The sequence below is a fragment of the Streptomyces sp. NPDC088097 genome, assembly GCF_044741845.1.
Taxonomy (GTDB): domain Bacteria; phylum Actinomycetota; class Actinomycetes; order Streptomycetales; family Streptomycetaceae; genus Streptomyces.
In genome coordinates this window covers 156,519-171,991 of sequence record NZ_JBIUTJ010000003.1, presented here as the reverse complement: position 1 = coordinate 171,991, position 15,473 = coordinate 156,519, and the positions used below count along the sequence as shown (strand labels likewise).

Genomic DNA, 15,473 nt, shown 5'->3' with positions numbered 1-15,473 from the left:
GTTCGGGTCGGCCCGGTCAGGGGACGTCGGTGTCCGTCGGCTCCGCCTCGTACGCGTGCGGGGCGTCGCCCTGCCACTCGACGAGCGGGGAATCGGAACCGAGGACCAGCTCGTCCGGGTCCGGGACCTCGGCGCGGCGCAGGAACTCGATCACATCGGCGTCCGTGTGCGCGACCCCCAGGGTCGACTCCCGGTCCCGCAGTCGCAGACTCACCCGGCGCCCGCCGGTGGGGGAGATGCGGTGGACGACGATCGGCGCGTGCTCCATGCCTCCACCCTGGCGCCGTGGCGTCGTGGCCGCATCCGGGCGCCGGGGGGACACCCCCTACCACCTGGCGGCGGCGTACTACCTGGGGAGTACGCGGCAGACGCTACGACGGGGTGACGCGGGTGAGGGGGGCCCCGGTCTAGCGTTGCTCGTATGGACAAGCAGCGCGAACGGCCGGGGCCTCCCTGGCACAAGTGGGTGGAGCGGGCCGGTCGGGGGCCGGCCTGGCGGTCCGCGCTGCTCGTCGCCGTCATCGCCCAGGTCGGCTCCGAATGGGCCGGGCAGGGCCAGAGCGGACGGGTCGCGCCGGACCTCCTGGCCCGACTCCTGCTGCTGATCGGCCCCGCCCTGCTTGTGGTCCGCCACCGCCACCCCGTCGCCGTCGTCTACGGGGTCAGCGCCGTCACCCTGGTCTACCTCGGCGCCGGATACCCGCACGGCCCCGTCTTCCTCGCCCTCGTGGTGGCCTGCTTCGCCGCCGTCATCGCCGGTCACCGGCGGGCCGCCTGGGGGGCGGTCGGGCTGCTCTGGGCCGGACACCTGCTCATCGGTCACTGGCTCTACCGATACCTCCCGCCCGGTGGGGACGGCCCGGCACCCTGGGCGCGCGAGCTGGGCGTCGCCGCCTGGGTCCTCGCGGTCCTCGCCGTCTGCGAGCTGGTCCGGCTGCGTCGCGAGCAGTGGTCCCGGGAGCGGGTCGAGCGGGCGGCGGCCGAGCGGCGCCGGGCCGATGAGGAGCGGCTGCGCATCGCGCGCGAACTCCACGACGTCCTCGCCCACAGCATCTCGGTGATCAACGTCCAGGCCGGCGTCGGGCTGGCCCTGCTGGACTCGGACCCCGAGCAGGCCCGCACGGCGCTCACCACCATCAAGGCCGCCGGCAAGGAGGCGCTCGGCGAGGTCCGGCAGGTCCTCGAAACCCTGCGCGCACCCGGCGCCGCCCCCCGCGCCCCGGCGCCCGGGCTGGACCGCCTCCCCGAACTCGTCGAGCAGGCGGCCGCCGCCGGGCTGACCGTCGAGACCGCCGTCGACGGCCGGGCCCGGCACCTTCCGCCGGGCACCGACCTGGCGGCCTTCCGGATCCTCCAGGAGGCCCTGACCAACGTCGTGAGGCACTCCGGCTCCCGCACCGCCCGGATCTGGCTCGGCTGGCGGCCCGGCTCGCTCGTACTGCGCGTGGACGACGACGGTCCGGCCGCCGACAGCGCCGCCGGCGGCAGCGGCAACGGGCTGGCCGGGATGCGTGAGCGGGCCGGCGCCCTCGGCGGCACCGTCGAGGCCGGTCCGCGCCCGGACGGAGGATTTCGGGTGACCGCCACCCTTCCGCTCCGGGCCCCCGCCCCGCCCCAGGAGGACCCGTGATCCGCGTACTGCTCGCCGACGACCAACTGCTCGTGCGGGCCGGGTTCCGGGCGCTGCTCGACGCCCAGCCCGACATCGAGGTCGTCGGCGAGGCCGGCGACGGGGAGGAGGCGGCCCGCCTGACGCGGGAGCTGCGCCCCGACGTCGTCCTCATGGACATCCGGATGCCCGGTCTCGACGGACTGGCCGCCACGCGGCGGATCACCGCGCCAGGAGCGGGAACCGAGGCGCGGGTGGTCATGCTCACCACCTTCGAGCTCGACGAGTACGTCTTCGAGGCGATCCGCTCCGGTGCCTCCGGGTTCCTCGTCAAGGACACCGAACCGGCCGAACTGTTGCGCGCGGTCAGGGCCGTCGTCGCGGGTGACGCCCTGCTCTCCCCGGGTGTCACCCGCCGCCTCATCGCCGAGTTCGCCGCCCGCTCCCGGGGCCCCGGCATCGACACCGGACTCGACGCGCTCACCGACCGGGAGCGGGAGGTGATGGCTCTGGTCGGCATGGGCCTGTCCAACCAGGAGATCGCCCGGCGCCTGGTCGTCAGCCCGCTCACCGCGAAGACCCACGTCAGCCGGACCATGGTCAAGCTCGGTGCCCGAGACCGCGCGCAACTCGTCGTGATGGCCTACGAGTCCGGGCTGGTCCGGCCCGGCTGGCTCGACTGACCCCGGGCCGCCGCTCCCGCTCCCGTACTCCCGGGGGAGCAGCCGCGGTGCAGCCGGCCGTACGACGACCGGCGCCCCCTCCCGGAGGGAGTCTCGTAGTCGAGACGCACACCCACCCTCCCGAGGAGTCGAACCGACATGAACAGCCTCACCACCCTCGCCTACGACGGACCCGGTCCCTGGATCCTGTTCTTCCCGCTCGTCTGGGCGGCCGTCGTGATCACGGTCGTCACCCTCCTGCGCCGCGCCCGACGGGGTGGCGGCCTTTACGGCCCTTGGCGCGGCGCGCCCGCCGCGTACGGCGAGCGCTCGCCGATCGCGATCCTGGGCCGTCGCTTCGCCACCGGAGAGATCGACGAGGAGGAGTACTGGCGCCGGCTGTCGGTCCTGGACGAGCAGTTCGGCCGCGCCCTCAAGGACACCACCCCATGATCGACGTGACCCGCGCCCGGCCGCCCGCCGACCGGGCGGCCGTGGGATGGTCGCGGCAGCCCGGCGGACCGGCCGCGCGGGAGGAAGCAGACGGGGGCGGGCCGTGGACACCGAGGCGTTCGAGGAGATCACCACCGAGGACGAGCTGCGCGAGATGCTCGGCGAGCCCACCCCCGTGGCCGTGGCCAAGGAACGGCGGACCCTCCACGAACACCACCGACAGTGGCTCGCGCGGTCCCCGCTCTGCCTGATCGCCACCTCCGCCGCCGACGGCACCTGCGACGTCTCGCCCAAGGGCGACCCGGCCGGCTTCACCAAGGTCCTCGACGACACGACCCTCGTGATCCCGGACCGCCCGGGCAACCGCCGGGCGGACAGCTACCGCAACGTCCTCACCAACCCCCACGTCGGGCCGCTCTTCGTCATTCCGGGCCGGGGCGACACCCTCCGGATCAACGGCCGGGCCCGGCTGCTCCGCGAGGCGCCGTTCTTCGACGAGCTGACCGTCAAGGGACACCGCCCCACGCCGGCGCTCCTCGTGGACGTCGAGCAGGCCTACTTCCACTGCTCCCGGGCCTTCGTACGCTCCGCCCTCTGGAAGCCGCAGACCTGGAACCCCGAGGCCGCCCCCTCCCGGGCGCGGATCTCCAAGAGCCTGGAGCGAACCCACGAGTCCCTGGAACGGTTGGAGGACTACTACGGGCCCTCGTACGAGCAGCGGGACCTGTACATCTGAGTGGTCACGGCACCTGAGTGGTCACGCATCTGAGCGGCCACGCCATCCGAGCGGTCCCGTACATCTGCATCCGAGCGGTCCCGTACCTCTGCGCGGACACGCCCCGTCGGCGCGGTCCGAGTGCCGCCGGCCGTCATCCGGCCTGCGGCGTGGCAGGCTGGAGGCATGTGCGGCCGATACGTCTCCACCCGAGGCCCCGAGGACCTCTCCGGCCTGTTCGGGGCCTCGGCCCCCGCCGCGGACGCCTGGCTCCCCCCGAGCTGGAACGTGGCCCCCACCGATCCGGTGTGGGCCGTACTGGAACGCGCCGACCGCGAGAGCGGGGTCGTCGAACGGCGACTGCGGCCCCTGCGTTGGGGACTCGTGCCGTCCTGGTCCAAGGACCCCGGCGGCGCGGCCAGGATGATCAACGCCCGGGTCGAGACGGCCGCCGAGAAGCCCGCCTACCGCCGCGCTTTCGCCAAGCGCCGCTGCCTGCTGCCCGCCGACGGCTTCTACGAGTGGGATCCGGTCGCGGCCACCGCCACGGCCAAGGCCTACAAGCAGCCGTACTTCATCAGTCCGCAGGACGGTGGCCCGATGGCGATGGCGGGCCTCTACGAGTTCTGGCGGGACCCGTCGATCGCCGACGACGACGACCCGGCGGCCTGGTGGGGCACCTGCACCGTCATCACCACCGAGGCCACCGACGACGCCGGCCGTGTCCACCCCCGGATGCCGCTGGCCCTCGCCCCGGCCGACTACGAGGCATGGCTCGACCCCGCCCACCAGGACACCCACGACCTCCGCGCCCTCCTCGCCACCCCGGCGGCCGGACACCTCTCCGTCCGCGCCGTCACCACGGCGGTCAACAGCGTCCGCAACAACGGGCCCGAACTCCTCGAAAGCGCCGCCTGACGTCGAAATCCGGATGCCGGGCCCACGTACCGCCGTGTTGGATCCGTCCATGCACACCTCGAAGCACGGCTCGAACGCGGCGCCGGTTCGCCTCCGGCCCTGGGTCGGACGCGGACCTCTGGCTGCTCCGCCGCCGCAACACCCCGGAGATGACGGCCCATCTAGGCGGCCCCGACTCGGACGACTGCCTCCTCGCCCGCCACCGCCGCTGGACCGCCCTGAGCGCGAACGCTCCGCACGAGGGCCGGGTCTTCCGCGTGGAATCCCCGATGGGGGTCATCGTCGGCTCGGTCTCCTTCACCCCCAGGGAACACCGCGGAGAGTCGATCTTCGAAGCGGGATGGGGCGTCCTGCCGGAGCACCAGCGCCAAGGGTGGGCCACCGCCTCCGTACGCGCCCTCCTCGCCCACCTGGTCACCCTGCCGCCCGCGCACCGCCGCCGGGCCGTCCACGCCTTCCCCCGGGTGCCCCACACGGCATCGAACGCGGTCTGCCGCGCGGCGGGCTTCGACCTCGTCGGCGAAACGGCGCACGAGTACCCGCCGGGCGAACACCACCCGAGCAACGACTGTCGCCACCCCCTCGTATGACGCCGGCCGGGCCGACCCTTGCCGCCCGGCGCACCGTTCGTCCTCCTGTCCACCGACCCCGGCTAACCGCCCGTGTCCGTGTCCGTGCCCGCGCCGGAGACCCGGTGCAGGCGGAGGGCGAGTTGGAGTTCCAGCGCGCGCTCCGGATCCTGCCAGGTCGGGCCCAGGAGGCGACCGATGCGGTCCAAGCGCTGCACCACGGTGTTCACGTGCAGGTGCAGCGCGTCCTTGGCGCGCGTGCGGCTCATGCCCGTCGCGAAGTACACCTCCAGGGTGTGGACGAGGTCGCTGCCGCGCTCGGCGTCGTACTCCATGAGCGGGCCCAGCGTGGCCCGGACGTACGCCGGCAGGTCGGGCCGATCGCCCAGCAGCACGCCGAGGAAGCCGAGTTCGGCCGATGTGCCGCCCTCCCCGGTCCGTCCCAGCGCACGCAGGGTGGACAGGCAGCGCAGGGCCTCGGCATGGGCCGCCACCAGGTCGTTCGGCGCGCCCGCCCCCGCCGCGCCGACGGTGACCGGCGCCCCCGCTGCCCGGCCCAGCGCCGCCGCGAGCCCCCGGGCGTCGGCGCTGGGAGAACCGGACGGGGCCAGCAGAACGGCGTGGTCGTGATGGACCCCGGCCAGCCCGCCGCGCTCGCGGGCCTGGTGCGCGGCGGCCGTGAGCAGCCGGGGCCGGGGGACGGCGTCGCCGTGCAGGACGAACAGCGCGTGCGGGCGGTCCAGGTCCACCCCGAGCCGCCGGGCCCGTACGGCCAGCCCCGCCGGATCGGCGGCGCGGCTGAGCAGGTCGCCGAGCAGCTCACCCCGGATCCGGTCCTCGGTCTCGGCCACCGAACGCCGAAGGAGCAACAGCAGGGCCGTCACGGTCGCGGCGCGCTCGAACAGGCGCCGGGCCGGGGCGTCGAGCCCGGGCCGCCCGGTCAGGGTCACGCTGCCCAGCAGTTCCGGTCCGGCGAGCACGGCGCACACCCAGGTCCGGCCGTGCGGGACGGCCCGCCCGCCGCCGCGCGAGGCGTTCACCGCCCGGTCGGGAGGGGGCAGGGGGGCGCCGGGGTGCGAACGGGCCAACTCCATGCCGTCGGCGTCGTGGACAAGCGTGCCGCCGCCCAGGAGGGTGCCGATGGCCGCCGCCACCTCGGCCACGTCACCGCCGCGCAGGACGAGCCCGGTCAGCCGGTCGTGCGCCTCCTCGGCCCGGCGCAGGGCCTCGCTGTTCTCCTGGATGGTCCGGGAGGCGGCGTTGAGTTCGGCCAGGGCCCTGCGGGTCTCCTCCAGCAGGCGGGCCCCGTCGATGGCGATGGCGGCGTGGTCGGCGAGGGAGGAGAGCAGCGCCACCTCGCGCGGGGCGAACTCGCGCGGGCTGCGGTCGGCCGCGAAGAGCACCCCGATCACCTTCGGGCCGAGGCGCAGGGGTACTCCGAGGATGGCCCGCAGCTCCTCCTCGGCGACGGCGGCGTCGATGGGCCCGGTGTGCCGGAAGCGGGGGTCGCGCTGGTAGTCGCCGGTGGCGTAGGGGCGGGCGGACTGGGCGACGAGCCCGCCCAGCCCCTCGCCCATGCCGAGCCGCAACTGCTGGAAGGCGGCCGACACCGATCCGTCCGTCACCCGCATGAAGGTGTCGCCCGCCCTCTCGTCGTTGAGGGAGAGGTAGGTGACGTCGGTGTGCAGGAGCTGCTTGGCGCGGTGGGTGATGGCCCGCAGTACGGAGTCCAGGTCGCGCAGCGCCGCGAGGTCGCCCGCCGTGTCGAACAGCGCGGTCAACTCGGCCTCGCGGGTGCGGTGATGGGCCAGGGTGCGGTGGATCTCCAGTGCGGTACGGGTCGCCTCGTCGAGGGCGGCCACCTCCCCGGCGGGCGCCCGGGCCGCGCGGGCTGCCGCCGCCGGGGCGGCGAACGCCTCGACGGGGGCGCCCTGGGCCAGCAGCGCCAGCAACTCCTGAGCGCCTGCCGGAGTCTTGTCGTCGCCGGGGTCCGTCACGGTCGCGAGCATACGGGTACGGTCCCGGCCCCGGGTGGCGCTCCGCGGCTCCGTCAGCGGGCGACGGGGGAGCGGACGGGGTCGGCCGCCTTGGGCCCGGTGAGACTGCGGCCCCGGGTCTCCCGGGCCAGCAGCACGGTGACGGTGGTGACCAGCGCCGCCGCGCACAGGTAGAGGGAGATGGGGAGGGAGGAGTCGTAGTCCTTGAGGAGTTCGACCGCGATGATCGGGGCCAGCGCGCCGCCCACGAGGGAGGCCAGCTGGGAGCCCATGGAGGCGCCGGAGTAGCGCACGCGGGTGTCGAACATCTCCGAGATGAAGGCGGCCTGGGGTCCGTACATCGCCCCGTGCAGCAGCAGGCCGGCGGTGACGGCGGCGGCGATGACGGGGAAGGAGCGGGAGTCCAACAGGGCGAAGAAGGCGAAGGCCCAACCGGCCATGCCCACCGAGCCGATGAGGGTGACCGCGCGCCGGCCGATCCGGTCCGACAGCGCGCCCCAGAGCGGGATGGTGACGAAGTGCACGGCCGAGCCGATCAGCACGGCGTTGAGGGCGTCGCTCTTGGGCAGGTGCAGGTGGACGGTCAGGTACACCAGGAGGAAGGCCGTGAGGATGTAGTAGGAGACGTTCTCCCCGAGGCGGACCCCGACGGCGGTGAGGACGCCGCGCCAACTCGTGCGGAACACCTCGATGACGGGGGCCTGTTGCCGCTCACCCGCGGCCTCGCGGGCCTCGGCCCGGGCACGGGCCTCCAGGAAGGCCGGCGACTCCGAGACCGAGACCCGGATCCACAGCCCGACCACCACCAGTACCCCGGAGAGCAGGAACGGGATTCGCCACCCCCAGGCCAGGAACGCCTCGTCGGACTGGACGGCGGCCAGCAGCGCCAACACCCCGGTCGCCAGGAGGTTCCCGCCGGGCGCGCCGGCCTGCGGCCAGGAGGCCCAGAACCCGCGACGGCGGTCGTCCCCGTGCTCCGCGACGAGCAGCACCGCTCCGCCCCACTCCCCGCCGAGCGCGAAGCCCTGGACCAGCCGCAGCACGGTGAGCAGTACGGGCGCGCCGACTCCGATGCTCGCGTGGGTCGGCAACAGCCCGATCGCGAAGGTGGCCCCGCCCATCAGCAACAGGCTGAGCACCAACAACCTCTTGCGCCCGATCCGGTCCCCGTAGTGACCGAACACCACCCCGCCCAGCGGCCGGGCGGCGAAGCCGACCGCGTAGGTGAGGAAGGCGAGGAGGGTGCCGACGAGGGGATCGCTGGAGGGGAAGAACAGCTTGTTGAAGACGAGAGCGGCGGCGGACCCGTAGAGGAAGAAGTCGTACCACTCCACGGTCGTCCCGATGAGACTTGCGGCGACGACGCGCTTGATGGAGCCGGGGGCTGGGGGCGGTGTGGCAGAGGCGGCCATGAGTACCACTTCCGGGCTGGTTGCGGGGACGTTTCCGTGTCGCCACACCGTAGGAAGGCCCAGGTCGGACAGCTATGTGGGCGACCACCACAGTTGCCCGCCGAACTGTGTGCGCACCCCGGATCCGCCCGGCAAGATCCGAACGGGACAGCCCTTAGGGACGGCTCGTCAGGTAGCCGCCCATGGCGGTGAAGTACTCGGTCGCGGGCAACTCCCGGCCGTCCTCGGTCCGTACGCGGGTGATGGCCAGACCGTGGTTGCGGCCCGTGCGGGCATCGGCTCCGGCGACGATCACCACGCCCTCGCCCTCGCGGTAGAAGACGCGCCCCGGGGTGCCGCCGTAGCGGCCCTCCGACACGACCGCGGTCAGCACCTCCAGGCGCTTGCCCTTGTGGAAGGTGAAGGCGCTCGGGTACGGGGCCGACTGGGCGCGGACCAGGCGTTCCAGGACCTCGGCCGGCCAGTCCCAGTTCATGCGGATGTCCTCTTCGGCCCGCTTGTGGAAGAAGCTGGCCGCGGAGCGGTCCTGCTTGGTGAACTCGGTCTCTCCGGCGGCGATCCGCGCCAGGGCGCCCACCGTGACCGGGGCGATCAGGTCGACCGTCTTGTGGAACAGGTCGGTGGTCGTGTCGGTGGGCCCGACCGCCACCGCGCGCTGGTCCACGATGTCGCCGGCGTCGAGGACCTCGTCCATCATGTGCGCCGTGACGCCGACTTCCGGTTCGCCGTTGATGACGGCCCAGATCAGCGGGGAGAAGCCGGCGTACTTGGGGAGCAGGGAGTCATGGATGTTGAGGGTGCCGTGGCGGGGGAGGTCGTAGATGCGCGGCGGGATCCAGGTGCGCCAGTTGTTGGCCACGATGATGTCCGGGTCGGCTTCCTTGAGGCGCGCGAACAGCTCTTCGTCGTCGGGCCGGTTGCGGATGACCACCGGGACGCCGTGCTCCTCGGCCAGATCGGCGACCGAGTCGCTCCAGATCTTCTCGTAGGCGTGCTCGCTCTTGGGGTGCGTCACGACCAGCACCACGTCGTGCTCGGAGTCCAGGAGCGCTTGGAGGGTGCGATGGCCCCAGGTCTGATAACCGAACATGACGACCCGCATGGGGTTCCTCCTCAGAAGAGCGAATGACCGGCATAAGTAAAGCAAGCCTTACCTAACGGTGCAACGTGCCCTATTTCTGACCCAGATTGACCTATCGACGAACTGTTTGACCGTTTTGCCACGTCGACAGGCTGGCTGGATCAGGTTAGCTTTACCTAAGTTCCACTTGGCTGCCGGGGTCACCGGTGCGCTTGGACTCCCCCTTTTCCCCACCCCGACAGGGCGCCTGGCAGGCGGCTGTCCCGCACGAATGGGAGTGACATGTCACAGGCTCTTCCTGGCGACGCACCACTGATCCACGATCTGATCGGTATCGGCTTCGGGCCGTCGAACGTCGCCATGGCGATCGCGCTCACCGAGCACAACGCGGGCGTCGGAAGGCAGGAGGCGGTCACCGCCCACTTCTTCGAGCAGCAGCCCAGCTTCGGCTGGCACCGCGGCATGCTCATCGACGACGCGACGATGCAGGTGTCCTTCCTGAAGGACCTGGTGACGCTCCGGAACCCGTCCAGCGAGTACAGCTTCCTGCGGTACCTGCAGAGCAAGGGCCGCCTGATCGACTTCGTCAACCACAAGAACCTGTTCCCGCTCCGGGTCGAATTCCACGACTACTTCGAGTGGGCCGCCGCCAAGGTCGACGACATGGTCTCGTACGGCCACCAGGTCATCGCCGTCGAGCCCGTGGTCCGTGACGGCGTGGTGGAGTACCTCGACGTGACGGCCCGCTCCGGCGACGAGACCGTCGTCCACCGCGCCCGCAACCTCGTCATCGGCACCGGGCTGCGCCCCGTCATGCCGGAGGGCGTCGAGCGCACCGACCACGTCTGGCACAACTCCGACCTGTTGCGGAAGGTCGACGCCTTGGAGGGCACCGAGCCCACCCGCTTCGTCGTCGTCGGGGCGGGCCAGAGCGCCGCCGAGAACGTCGCCTACCTGCACCGCCGCTTCCCCAAGGCCGAGGTCTGCGCCGTCTTCTCCCGCTACGGCTACAGCCCGGCGGACGACAGCGCCTTCGCCAACCGGATCTTCGACCCCCAGGCGGTCGACGAGTACTACACCGCGCCGGAGGACATCAAGGCCAAGTTGATGGGCTACCACGGCAACACCAACTACTCCGTGGTGGACATCGACCTCATCGACGACCTGTACCGGCAGTCGTACCAGGAGAAGGTGCTGGGCACCGAGCGCCTGCGCTTCCTGAACGTCTCGCGGCTCACCGGCGTCGAGGAGACGGCCGACGGGGTCCGCGCCACCGTCAAGTCGCTCGTCACCGGCGAGGACAGCCTGCTCGACGCCGACGTCGTCGTGTGCGCCACCGGGTACATGCAGGCCGACGGCCTGGGTCTGCTCGGCGATGTCGCCGGCCGGTGCCACCGGGACGAGCAGGGCCGCGTCCGCGTCGAGCGCGACTACCGCGTGGCGACCGACGCCGATCTGCGCTGCGGCATCTACCTCCAGGGTGGCACCGAGCACACCCACGGCATCACCTCCTCCCTGCTGTCCAACACCGCGATACGCGTGGGCGAGATCCTGGACTCGATCCTCGACCGGGACCTCAAGGCCGCGCCCGCCGAGACCGTACCCGCCGAGGCCGTACCGGTCGCCGGGGGAGCGGTCGCGGGCGCCCGCCAGACGGCCGGCTGACCGGTCCGCGGGTCCACTCGCCGTGTCTGCGGTGCGTTCGCGCACGGCAGGCACGGCGGCATGGTGCACGCGGCAGATCCACGAGAAGGACAGTCCTTGCCCCCCGGTTTCCGCCGCCGCCGACGCGGACGGTGCGCCCGCCCACCGGCGGCGACGGAAGCCGAGGGGCCCGGCGACCGCGAGGGATGACGTACGGAGACATGGTCACAACAACACTTCAACGCCCGGCGCCGTCCCGGGTCGCGTCGGCCCGGCGGCGACGCGTCCTCGGTCTGGGCGTCATCGTGGCGCTCCTCGTGGCCGCCGCGGTCCTCTCCCTCGCCGTCGGCGCGCGCGCGTTGAGTCCCACCGAGGTGTGGCACGGGCTGTTCGGCGCGCCGGACCCCGACCAGAAGCTCACGGACATCCGGCTCATCGTGCAGACCGTACGGCTGCCCCGGACGGTGCTCGCGATCGTGGCCGGCATCGCCCTGGGCGTCGGCGGTGCGCTGATCCAGGGATACACGCGCAACCCCATCGCGGACACCGGCCTGTTGGGGGTGAACACCGGCGCCTCGTTCGCCGTCGTGGCGGCGATCGCCGTGTTCGGGCTCACCGACCCGTTCCAGTACGTCTGGTTCGCCTTCCTGGGCGCCGCGATCGCCGGCGTGGTCGTGTTCGGGCTCGCGAGCATGGGCCGGGGCGCCGGCAACCCCCTGACGCTGGCTCTGGCCGGGCAGGGGGTGGCGGTGTTCCTCGCGGCGATGACGACGGCCGTCGCGCTCTCGAACAAGGCGGCGCTGAACGCCCTGCGGTTCTGGAACGTCGGCTCGGTGGCCGGCGTCCGGTTCGACGTCATCTGGCCGGTGTCCCTCTTCATCGTGGTCGGGCTGGTGCTGGCCCTGGCCACGCTGCCCTCCGTGAACCTGCTGAACCTGGGTGACGACGTGGCGCGCGGACTGGGCGTGAACATCACGCTGGTCCGGACCGTCGGCATCATCGCCATCACCCTGCTGGCGGGCGCGGCGACCGCGGCGTGCGGTCCCATCGCGTTCCTCGGACTCATGGTGGCCCACGTGGCCCGGTACCTGGCCGGGCCCGACTACCGTTGGCTGGTGCCGTACGCGGGCCTGCTCGGCGCGGTCGTCCTTCTGGTCTGCGACATCGTGGGGCGCGTGGTGGTGCGGCCGGGAGAGCTGGACGCGGGCGTCCTCGTGGCCCTCCTCGGCGCACCGTTCTTCGCGGCCATGGTGTGGCGGGGAAAGTTCAAGAGCGCATGAACGTGATGACGGAGAAGCACCCCGTGACACCCGGCCTGAGACTCGGTCGGGTGTCGTTCGTATGGCGCCCCAGGATGGTGTGCGTCACGCTGCTGCTGGCGGCGGCCTCTTTCCTGCTCTTCTGCCTGTCCATCGCCGTGGGGGATTTCCCCCTCGGCCTGTCGCGGGTGATCGCCACGGTCTTCGGCATGGGGGAGCGGGTCGACGAGTTCGTCGTCATGGACCTGCGCATGCCGCGCGCCCTGGCCGGTCTCGTCGTGGGGATCGCGCTGGGTTTGTCCGGCGCGATCACGCAGTCCATCGCACGCAATCCGCTGGCCAGTCCGGACATCCTGGGGATCACCGGAGGCGCCGGCGCCGTCGCGGTCTTCCTGGTGACGGTGTCGGGCGGGACCGCCACGGCACTCGTCACGTCCGTGGGCCTGCCCGCGGCGGCGCTCGCGGGCGGTCTCGGCACGGGGCTGCTGGTGTACTTCCTGGCATGGCGGCGCGGCGTCGACGGATTCCGGCTCATCCTCATCGGCATCGCGGTGAGCGCGGCCATGGAGGCGATCACGTCCTGGCTGCTGGTCTCCGCGGACATCAGGGACGTGGCCCGGGCCCAGGCGTGGCTGGTCGGCTCTCTGGACGGCCGGTCCTGGCACGAGGTGTCGGTGGCCCTGTGGGGCACCCTCGTCCTGATCGCCGTCGTGGCGGGCGCCGCCTTCCAGTTCAAGCCGATGCACTTCGGCGACGACGTCGCCGCGGGCCTGGGCGTGCGGTACTCGATGGTGCGGGCGGTCATGCTGCTGTGCGCGGTGCTGCTCGCCGGTCTGGCGGTCAGCGCGGCCGGCCCGGTCCCGTTCGTCGCCATGGTGGCGCCGCAGGTGGCGATGCGTCTGACGAAGTCGCCGACGCCGCCGCTGGCGGCCTCCGCCGCGGTGGGGGCGCTGCTGTTGATCGGCTCGGACCTGGTGGCCCGTACGGCACTGCCGATCACCCTGCCGGTCGGTGTGGTCACCGCCGCGATCGGCGGACCCTTCCTCATCTACCTCCTGGTGCGGGCGAACCGCCGCTAGTTCGAAAGGTCAGGCACGTGAACGAAAAACAGGGGACCTTGGTCGCTCAGCACACCACCGAGATCGAGTCCGGGGTCGGTGACGTTCCGCGGCTGGCCGCCAGGGGCGTCACCGTCGGGTACGGCGACCGGACGGTGATCGAAGCGCTGGACGTGGCGATCCCGCAGGGCGTGGTGACCACGATCATCGGCCCCAACGGCTGTGGGAAGTCCACCCTGTTGCGCACCCTGTCGCGGCTCCTGAAACCGACTTCGGGATCCGTCGTGCTGGACGGTGAGGACATCGTCAGGCTCAAGACCAGGGATGTGGCGAAGAAGCTCGGCCTGCTGCCGCAGTCGCCGGTCGCTCCGGAAGGCCTGACCGTGGCCGACCTGGTCGCCAGGGGCCGGCACCCGCACCAGAGTTGGCTGCGCCAGTGGTCCTCGGACGACGCCTCCGTGGTGGAGCGCGCGCTGGCCATGACCGGGGTGTCCGATCTGGCCGACCGCCCGGTCGACACCCTCTCCGGTGGCCAGCGTCAACGCGTGTGGATCTCGATGACCCTCGCCCAGGGCACGGATCTGTTGTTGCTCGACGAGCCCACCACGTACCTGGACCTGGCGCACGCCATCGACGTGCTCGACCTGGTCGACGACCTGCACGAGTCGGGACGCACCGTGGTCATGGTCCTGCACGACCTCAACCTGGCCGCGCGCTACAGCGACAACCTGATCGTCATGAAGGCGGGTGCGGTCCTGGCACAGGGCCATCCGCGCGACGTGGTGACGGCCGAGCTGCTGGACGAGGCGTTCGGCCTGCGCGCCGTGGTGATCGACGATCCGGTGGGCGACCGTCCGCTGATCGTGCCGATCGGCCGGACGCACGTGGGGAGTTCCGGCAGTGCGCAGGTCCGAAGTGCGGGCAGCCGAAACGCGAGCCCTTCAACTTAGGCTAGGCTTACCTCATCGCCCCAAGGTAAGGTTCGCCTGCCCTTATGTGGGCCCGCAGTGCTTGGCACGAAAGCAAGGGATTCCGAATGCTCCTCGATCGAACTACACACAAGAAGACCTGGCGTCGGCTGGCGGGGACCATGTCCGCCGCAGCCCTCGGCGTGGGCCTCCTCGCGGGGTGCGGTTCCGGTTCGGCGGACAAGGACGACAAGGCCGACAGCGCCAACGCCCCGGCCGCCGCCGGTGCGTTCCCGGTCAAGGTCGAGCACGCGTTCGGATCCACCACCGTCGACAAGGCCCCCAAGCGGGTCGTGTCCGTGGGCTACACCGACGACCAGTCCATCCTGGCCTTCGGCATCAAGCCGGTCGGCATGGTCGACCAGTACCCGAACCCGGCGGGCCAGAGCCCCGACATCAACACCCAGTGGCCTTGGGTGAAGGACAAGTGGGGCGGCACCAAGCCCGAGGTCATCATGAACAACGGTGACAGCGGCCCCAACTACGAGAAGATCGCGGCCCTGCGGCCCGACCTGATCATCGCGGTCTACTCCGAGATCGACCAGGCCGCCTACGACAAGCTCTCGAAGATCGCGCCGACGGTGGGCCGCACCAAGGCCGAGAAGGAGCCGTTCAGCGCTCCGTGGCAGGACAACGCCCTCCACATCGCCAAGGCGCTCGGCAAGGCCGACGAGGGCCAGAAGATGGTCCAGGGCATCAACGACAAGCTCGCCGCGGCCAAGAAGGCGCACCCGGAGTTCGCCAACCAGACCGCCGTCGCGCTGTCCTGGTACAAGGACTCGGTCACGCCCTTCACCACCACCGACGTGCGCGGGCAGCTCCTGACGGGCATGGGCTTCAAGGGCCAGACCGAGATCGACAAGATCGCGGCCGGAACGTTCTCCACGCAGCTCTCCCCGGAGCGCATGGACCTCGTCGACGTGGACCGCGTGTTCGTCATCAACGACAAGGCCGACACCGACGCGCTGAAGAAGTTCGACCTCTTCGCGAACCTCAAGGTCGCCAAGAACGGCAAGGTCTCATACCTCCTCGACAGTGAGGGTCCGGCGGCCGGCGCGGCCATCTCGCAGGCCACCCTGCTCTCCATGCCGTACGCGATCGACGAGCTCGTCAAGTCGGTCGGCTAGG

15 protein-coding genes are annotated in these 15,473 nt (G+C 71.8%); 11 read left to right on the top strand and 4 right to left on the bottom strand.

Annotated elements, in window-relative coordinates; genetic code table 11:
• Window positions 1–16: 16 nt before the first annotated feature.
• Window positions 17–268, bottom strand: coding sequence for a hypothetical protein (locus ACIOD1_RS10800; RefSeq protein ID WP_365612435.1), 252 nt, complete (start codon window positions 266–268; stop codon window positions 17–19).
• Between the two features lie 153 nt (window positions 269–421).
• On the opposite strand from ACIOD1_RS10800, the gene ACIOD1_RS10795 reads away from it, so the two are divergent.
• From ACIOD1_RS10795 to ACIOD1_RS10770, 6 genes are all read left to right on the top strand, one after another.
• Window positions 422–1,630 (top strand): sensor histidine kinase, encoded by a 1,209-nt coding sequence (locus tag ACIOD1_RS10795; protein WP_401901545.1) that lies wholly within the window; start codon window positions 422–424, stop codon window positions 1,628–1,630.
• Window positions 1,627–2,292, top strand: coding sequence for a response regulator (locus ACIOD1_RS10790; RefSeq protein WP_401901542.1), 666 nt, complete (start codon window positions 1,627–1,629; stop codon window positions 2,290–2,292). Before ACIOD1_RS10795 ends, ACIOD1_RS10790 begins: the two co-directional genes overlap by 4 nt.
• A gap of 138 nt (window positions 2,293–2,430) precedes the next feature.
• Window positions 2,431–2,724 carry an SHOCT domain-containing protein gene (locus ACIOD1_RS10785; protein WP_365612443.1) on the top strand — a complete coding sequence of 98 codons (294 nt, stop codon included), beginning with the start codon at window positions 2,431–2,433 and terminating at the stop codon, window positions 2,722–2,724.
• 103 nt (window positions 2,725–2,827) lie between these two features.
• A complete protein-coding gene (locus tag ACIOD1_RS10780; RefSeq protein ID WP_401901540.1) occupies window positions 2,828–3,460 on the top strand; it encodes a pyridoxamine 5'-phosphate oxidase family protein in 633 nt (210 codons plus the stop codon).
• A gap of 165 nt (window positions 3,461–3,625) precedes the next feature.
• Window positions 3,626–4,357, top strand: a complete 732-nt coding sequence (locus tag ACIOD1_RS10775) for an SOS response-associated peptidase (RefSeq protein WP_365612449.1) — start codon at window positions 3,626–3,628, stop codon at window positions 4,355–4,357.
• Between the two features lie 149 nt (window positions 4,358–4,506).
• Entirely contained in the window at window positions 4,507–4,947 is a 441-nt protein-coding gene (locus ACIOD1_RS10770; protein WP_401901538.1) for a GNAT family N-acetyltransferase, read from the top strand.
• Between the two features lie 62 nt (window positions 4,948–5,009).
• Here the strand turns inward: ACIOD1_RS10770 and ACIOD1_RS10765 are convergent, their stop codons facing one another.
• The 3 genes from ACIOD1_RS10765 to ACIOD1_RS10755 all read right to left on the bottom strand — a co-directional run bounded on the left by ACIOD1_RS10765 (window position 5,010) and on the right by ACIOD1_RS10755 (window position 9,437).
• Window positions 5,010–6,935: a helix-turn-helix domain-containing protein gene (locus ACIOD1_RS10765; protein WP_401901536.1), complete on the bottom strand. Its 1,926-nt coding sequence runs from the start codon at window positions 6,933–6,935 to the stop codon at window positions 5,010–5,012.
• Between the two features lie 41 nt (window positions 6,936–6,976).
• Window positions 6,977–8,335 carry an MFS transporter gene (locus ACIOD1_RS10760; protein ID WP_365612458.1) on the bottom strand — a complete coding sequence of 453 codons (1,359 nt, stop codon included), beginning with the start codon at window positions 8,333–8,335 and terminating at the stop codon, window positions 6,977–6,979.
• Window positions 8,336–8,489: 154 nt separating this feature from the next.
• Entirely contained in the window at window positions 8,490–9,437 is a 948-nt protein-coding gene (locus ACIOD1_RS10755) for a methionyl-tRNA formyltransferase (protein WP_365612461.1), read from the bottom strand.
• Between the two features lie 261 nt (window positions 9,438–9,698).
• On the opposite strand from ACIOD1_RS10755, the gene ACIOD1_RS10750 reads away from it, so the two are divergent.
• From ACIOD1_RS10750 to ACIOD1_RS10730, 5 genes are all read left to right on the top strand, one after another.
• On the top strand, window positions 9,699–11,081 hold the full coding sequence (locus ACIOD1_RS10750) for a lysine N(6)-hydroxylase/L-ornithine N(5)-oxygenase family protein (RefSeq protein WP_401901533.1): 1,383 nt from the start codon (window positions 9,699–9,701) through the stop codon (window positions 11,079–11,081).
• A gap of 200 nt (window positions 11,082–11,281) precedes the next feature.
• Complete coding sequence (locus tag ACIOD1_RS10745) at window positions 11,282–12,340, top strand: FecCD family ABC transporter permease (RefSeq protein ID WP_401901532.1); 1,059 nt, start codon at window positions 11,282–11,284, stop codon at window positions 12,338–12,340.
• The gene (locus tag ACIOD1_RS10740; RefSeq protein WP_401901530.1) at window positions 12,337–13,398 is read left to right on the top strand and encodes a FecCD family ABC transporter permease; all 1,062 of its coding nucleotides are present in this window, start codon (window positions 12,337–12,339) and stop codon (window positions 13,396–13,398) included. Before ACIOD1_RS10745 ends, ACIOD1_RS10740 begins: the two co-directional genes overlap by 4 nt.
• Before the next feature lie 38 nt (window positions 13,399–13,436).
• Complete coding sequence (locus ACIOD1_RS10735) at window positions 13,437–14,327, top strand: ABC transporter ATP-binding protein (RefSeq protein WP_365613382.1); 891 nt, start codon at window positions 13,437–13,439, stop codon at window positions 14,325–14,327.
• An 86-nt stretch (window positions 14,328–14,413) separates the two neighbouring features.
• Complete coding sequence (locus tag ACIOD1_RS10730) at window positions 14,414–15,472, top strand: iron-siderophore ABC transporter substrate-binding protein (protein WP_401901528.1); 1,059 nt, start codon at window positions 14,414–14,416, stop codon at window positions 15,470–15,472.
• Window position 15,473: the final 1 nt, after the last annotated feature.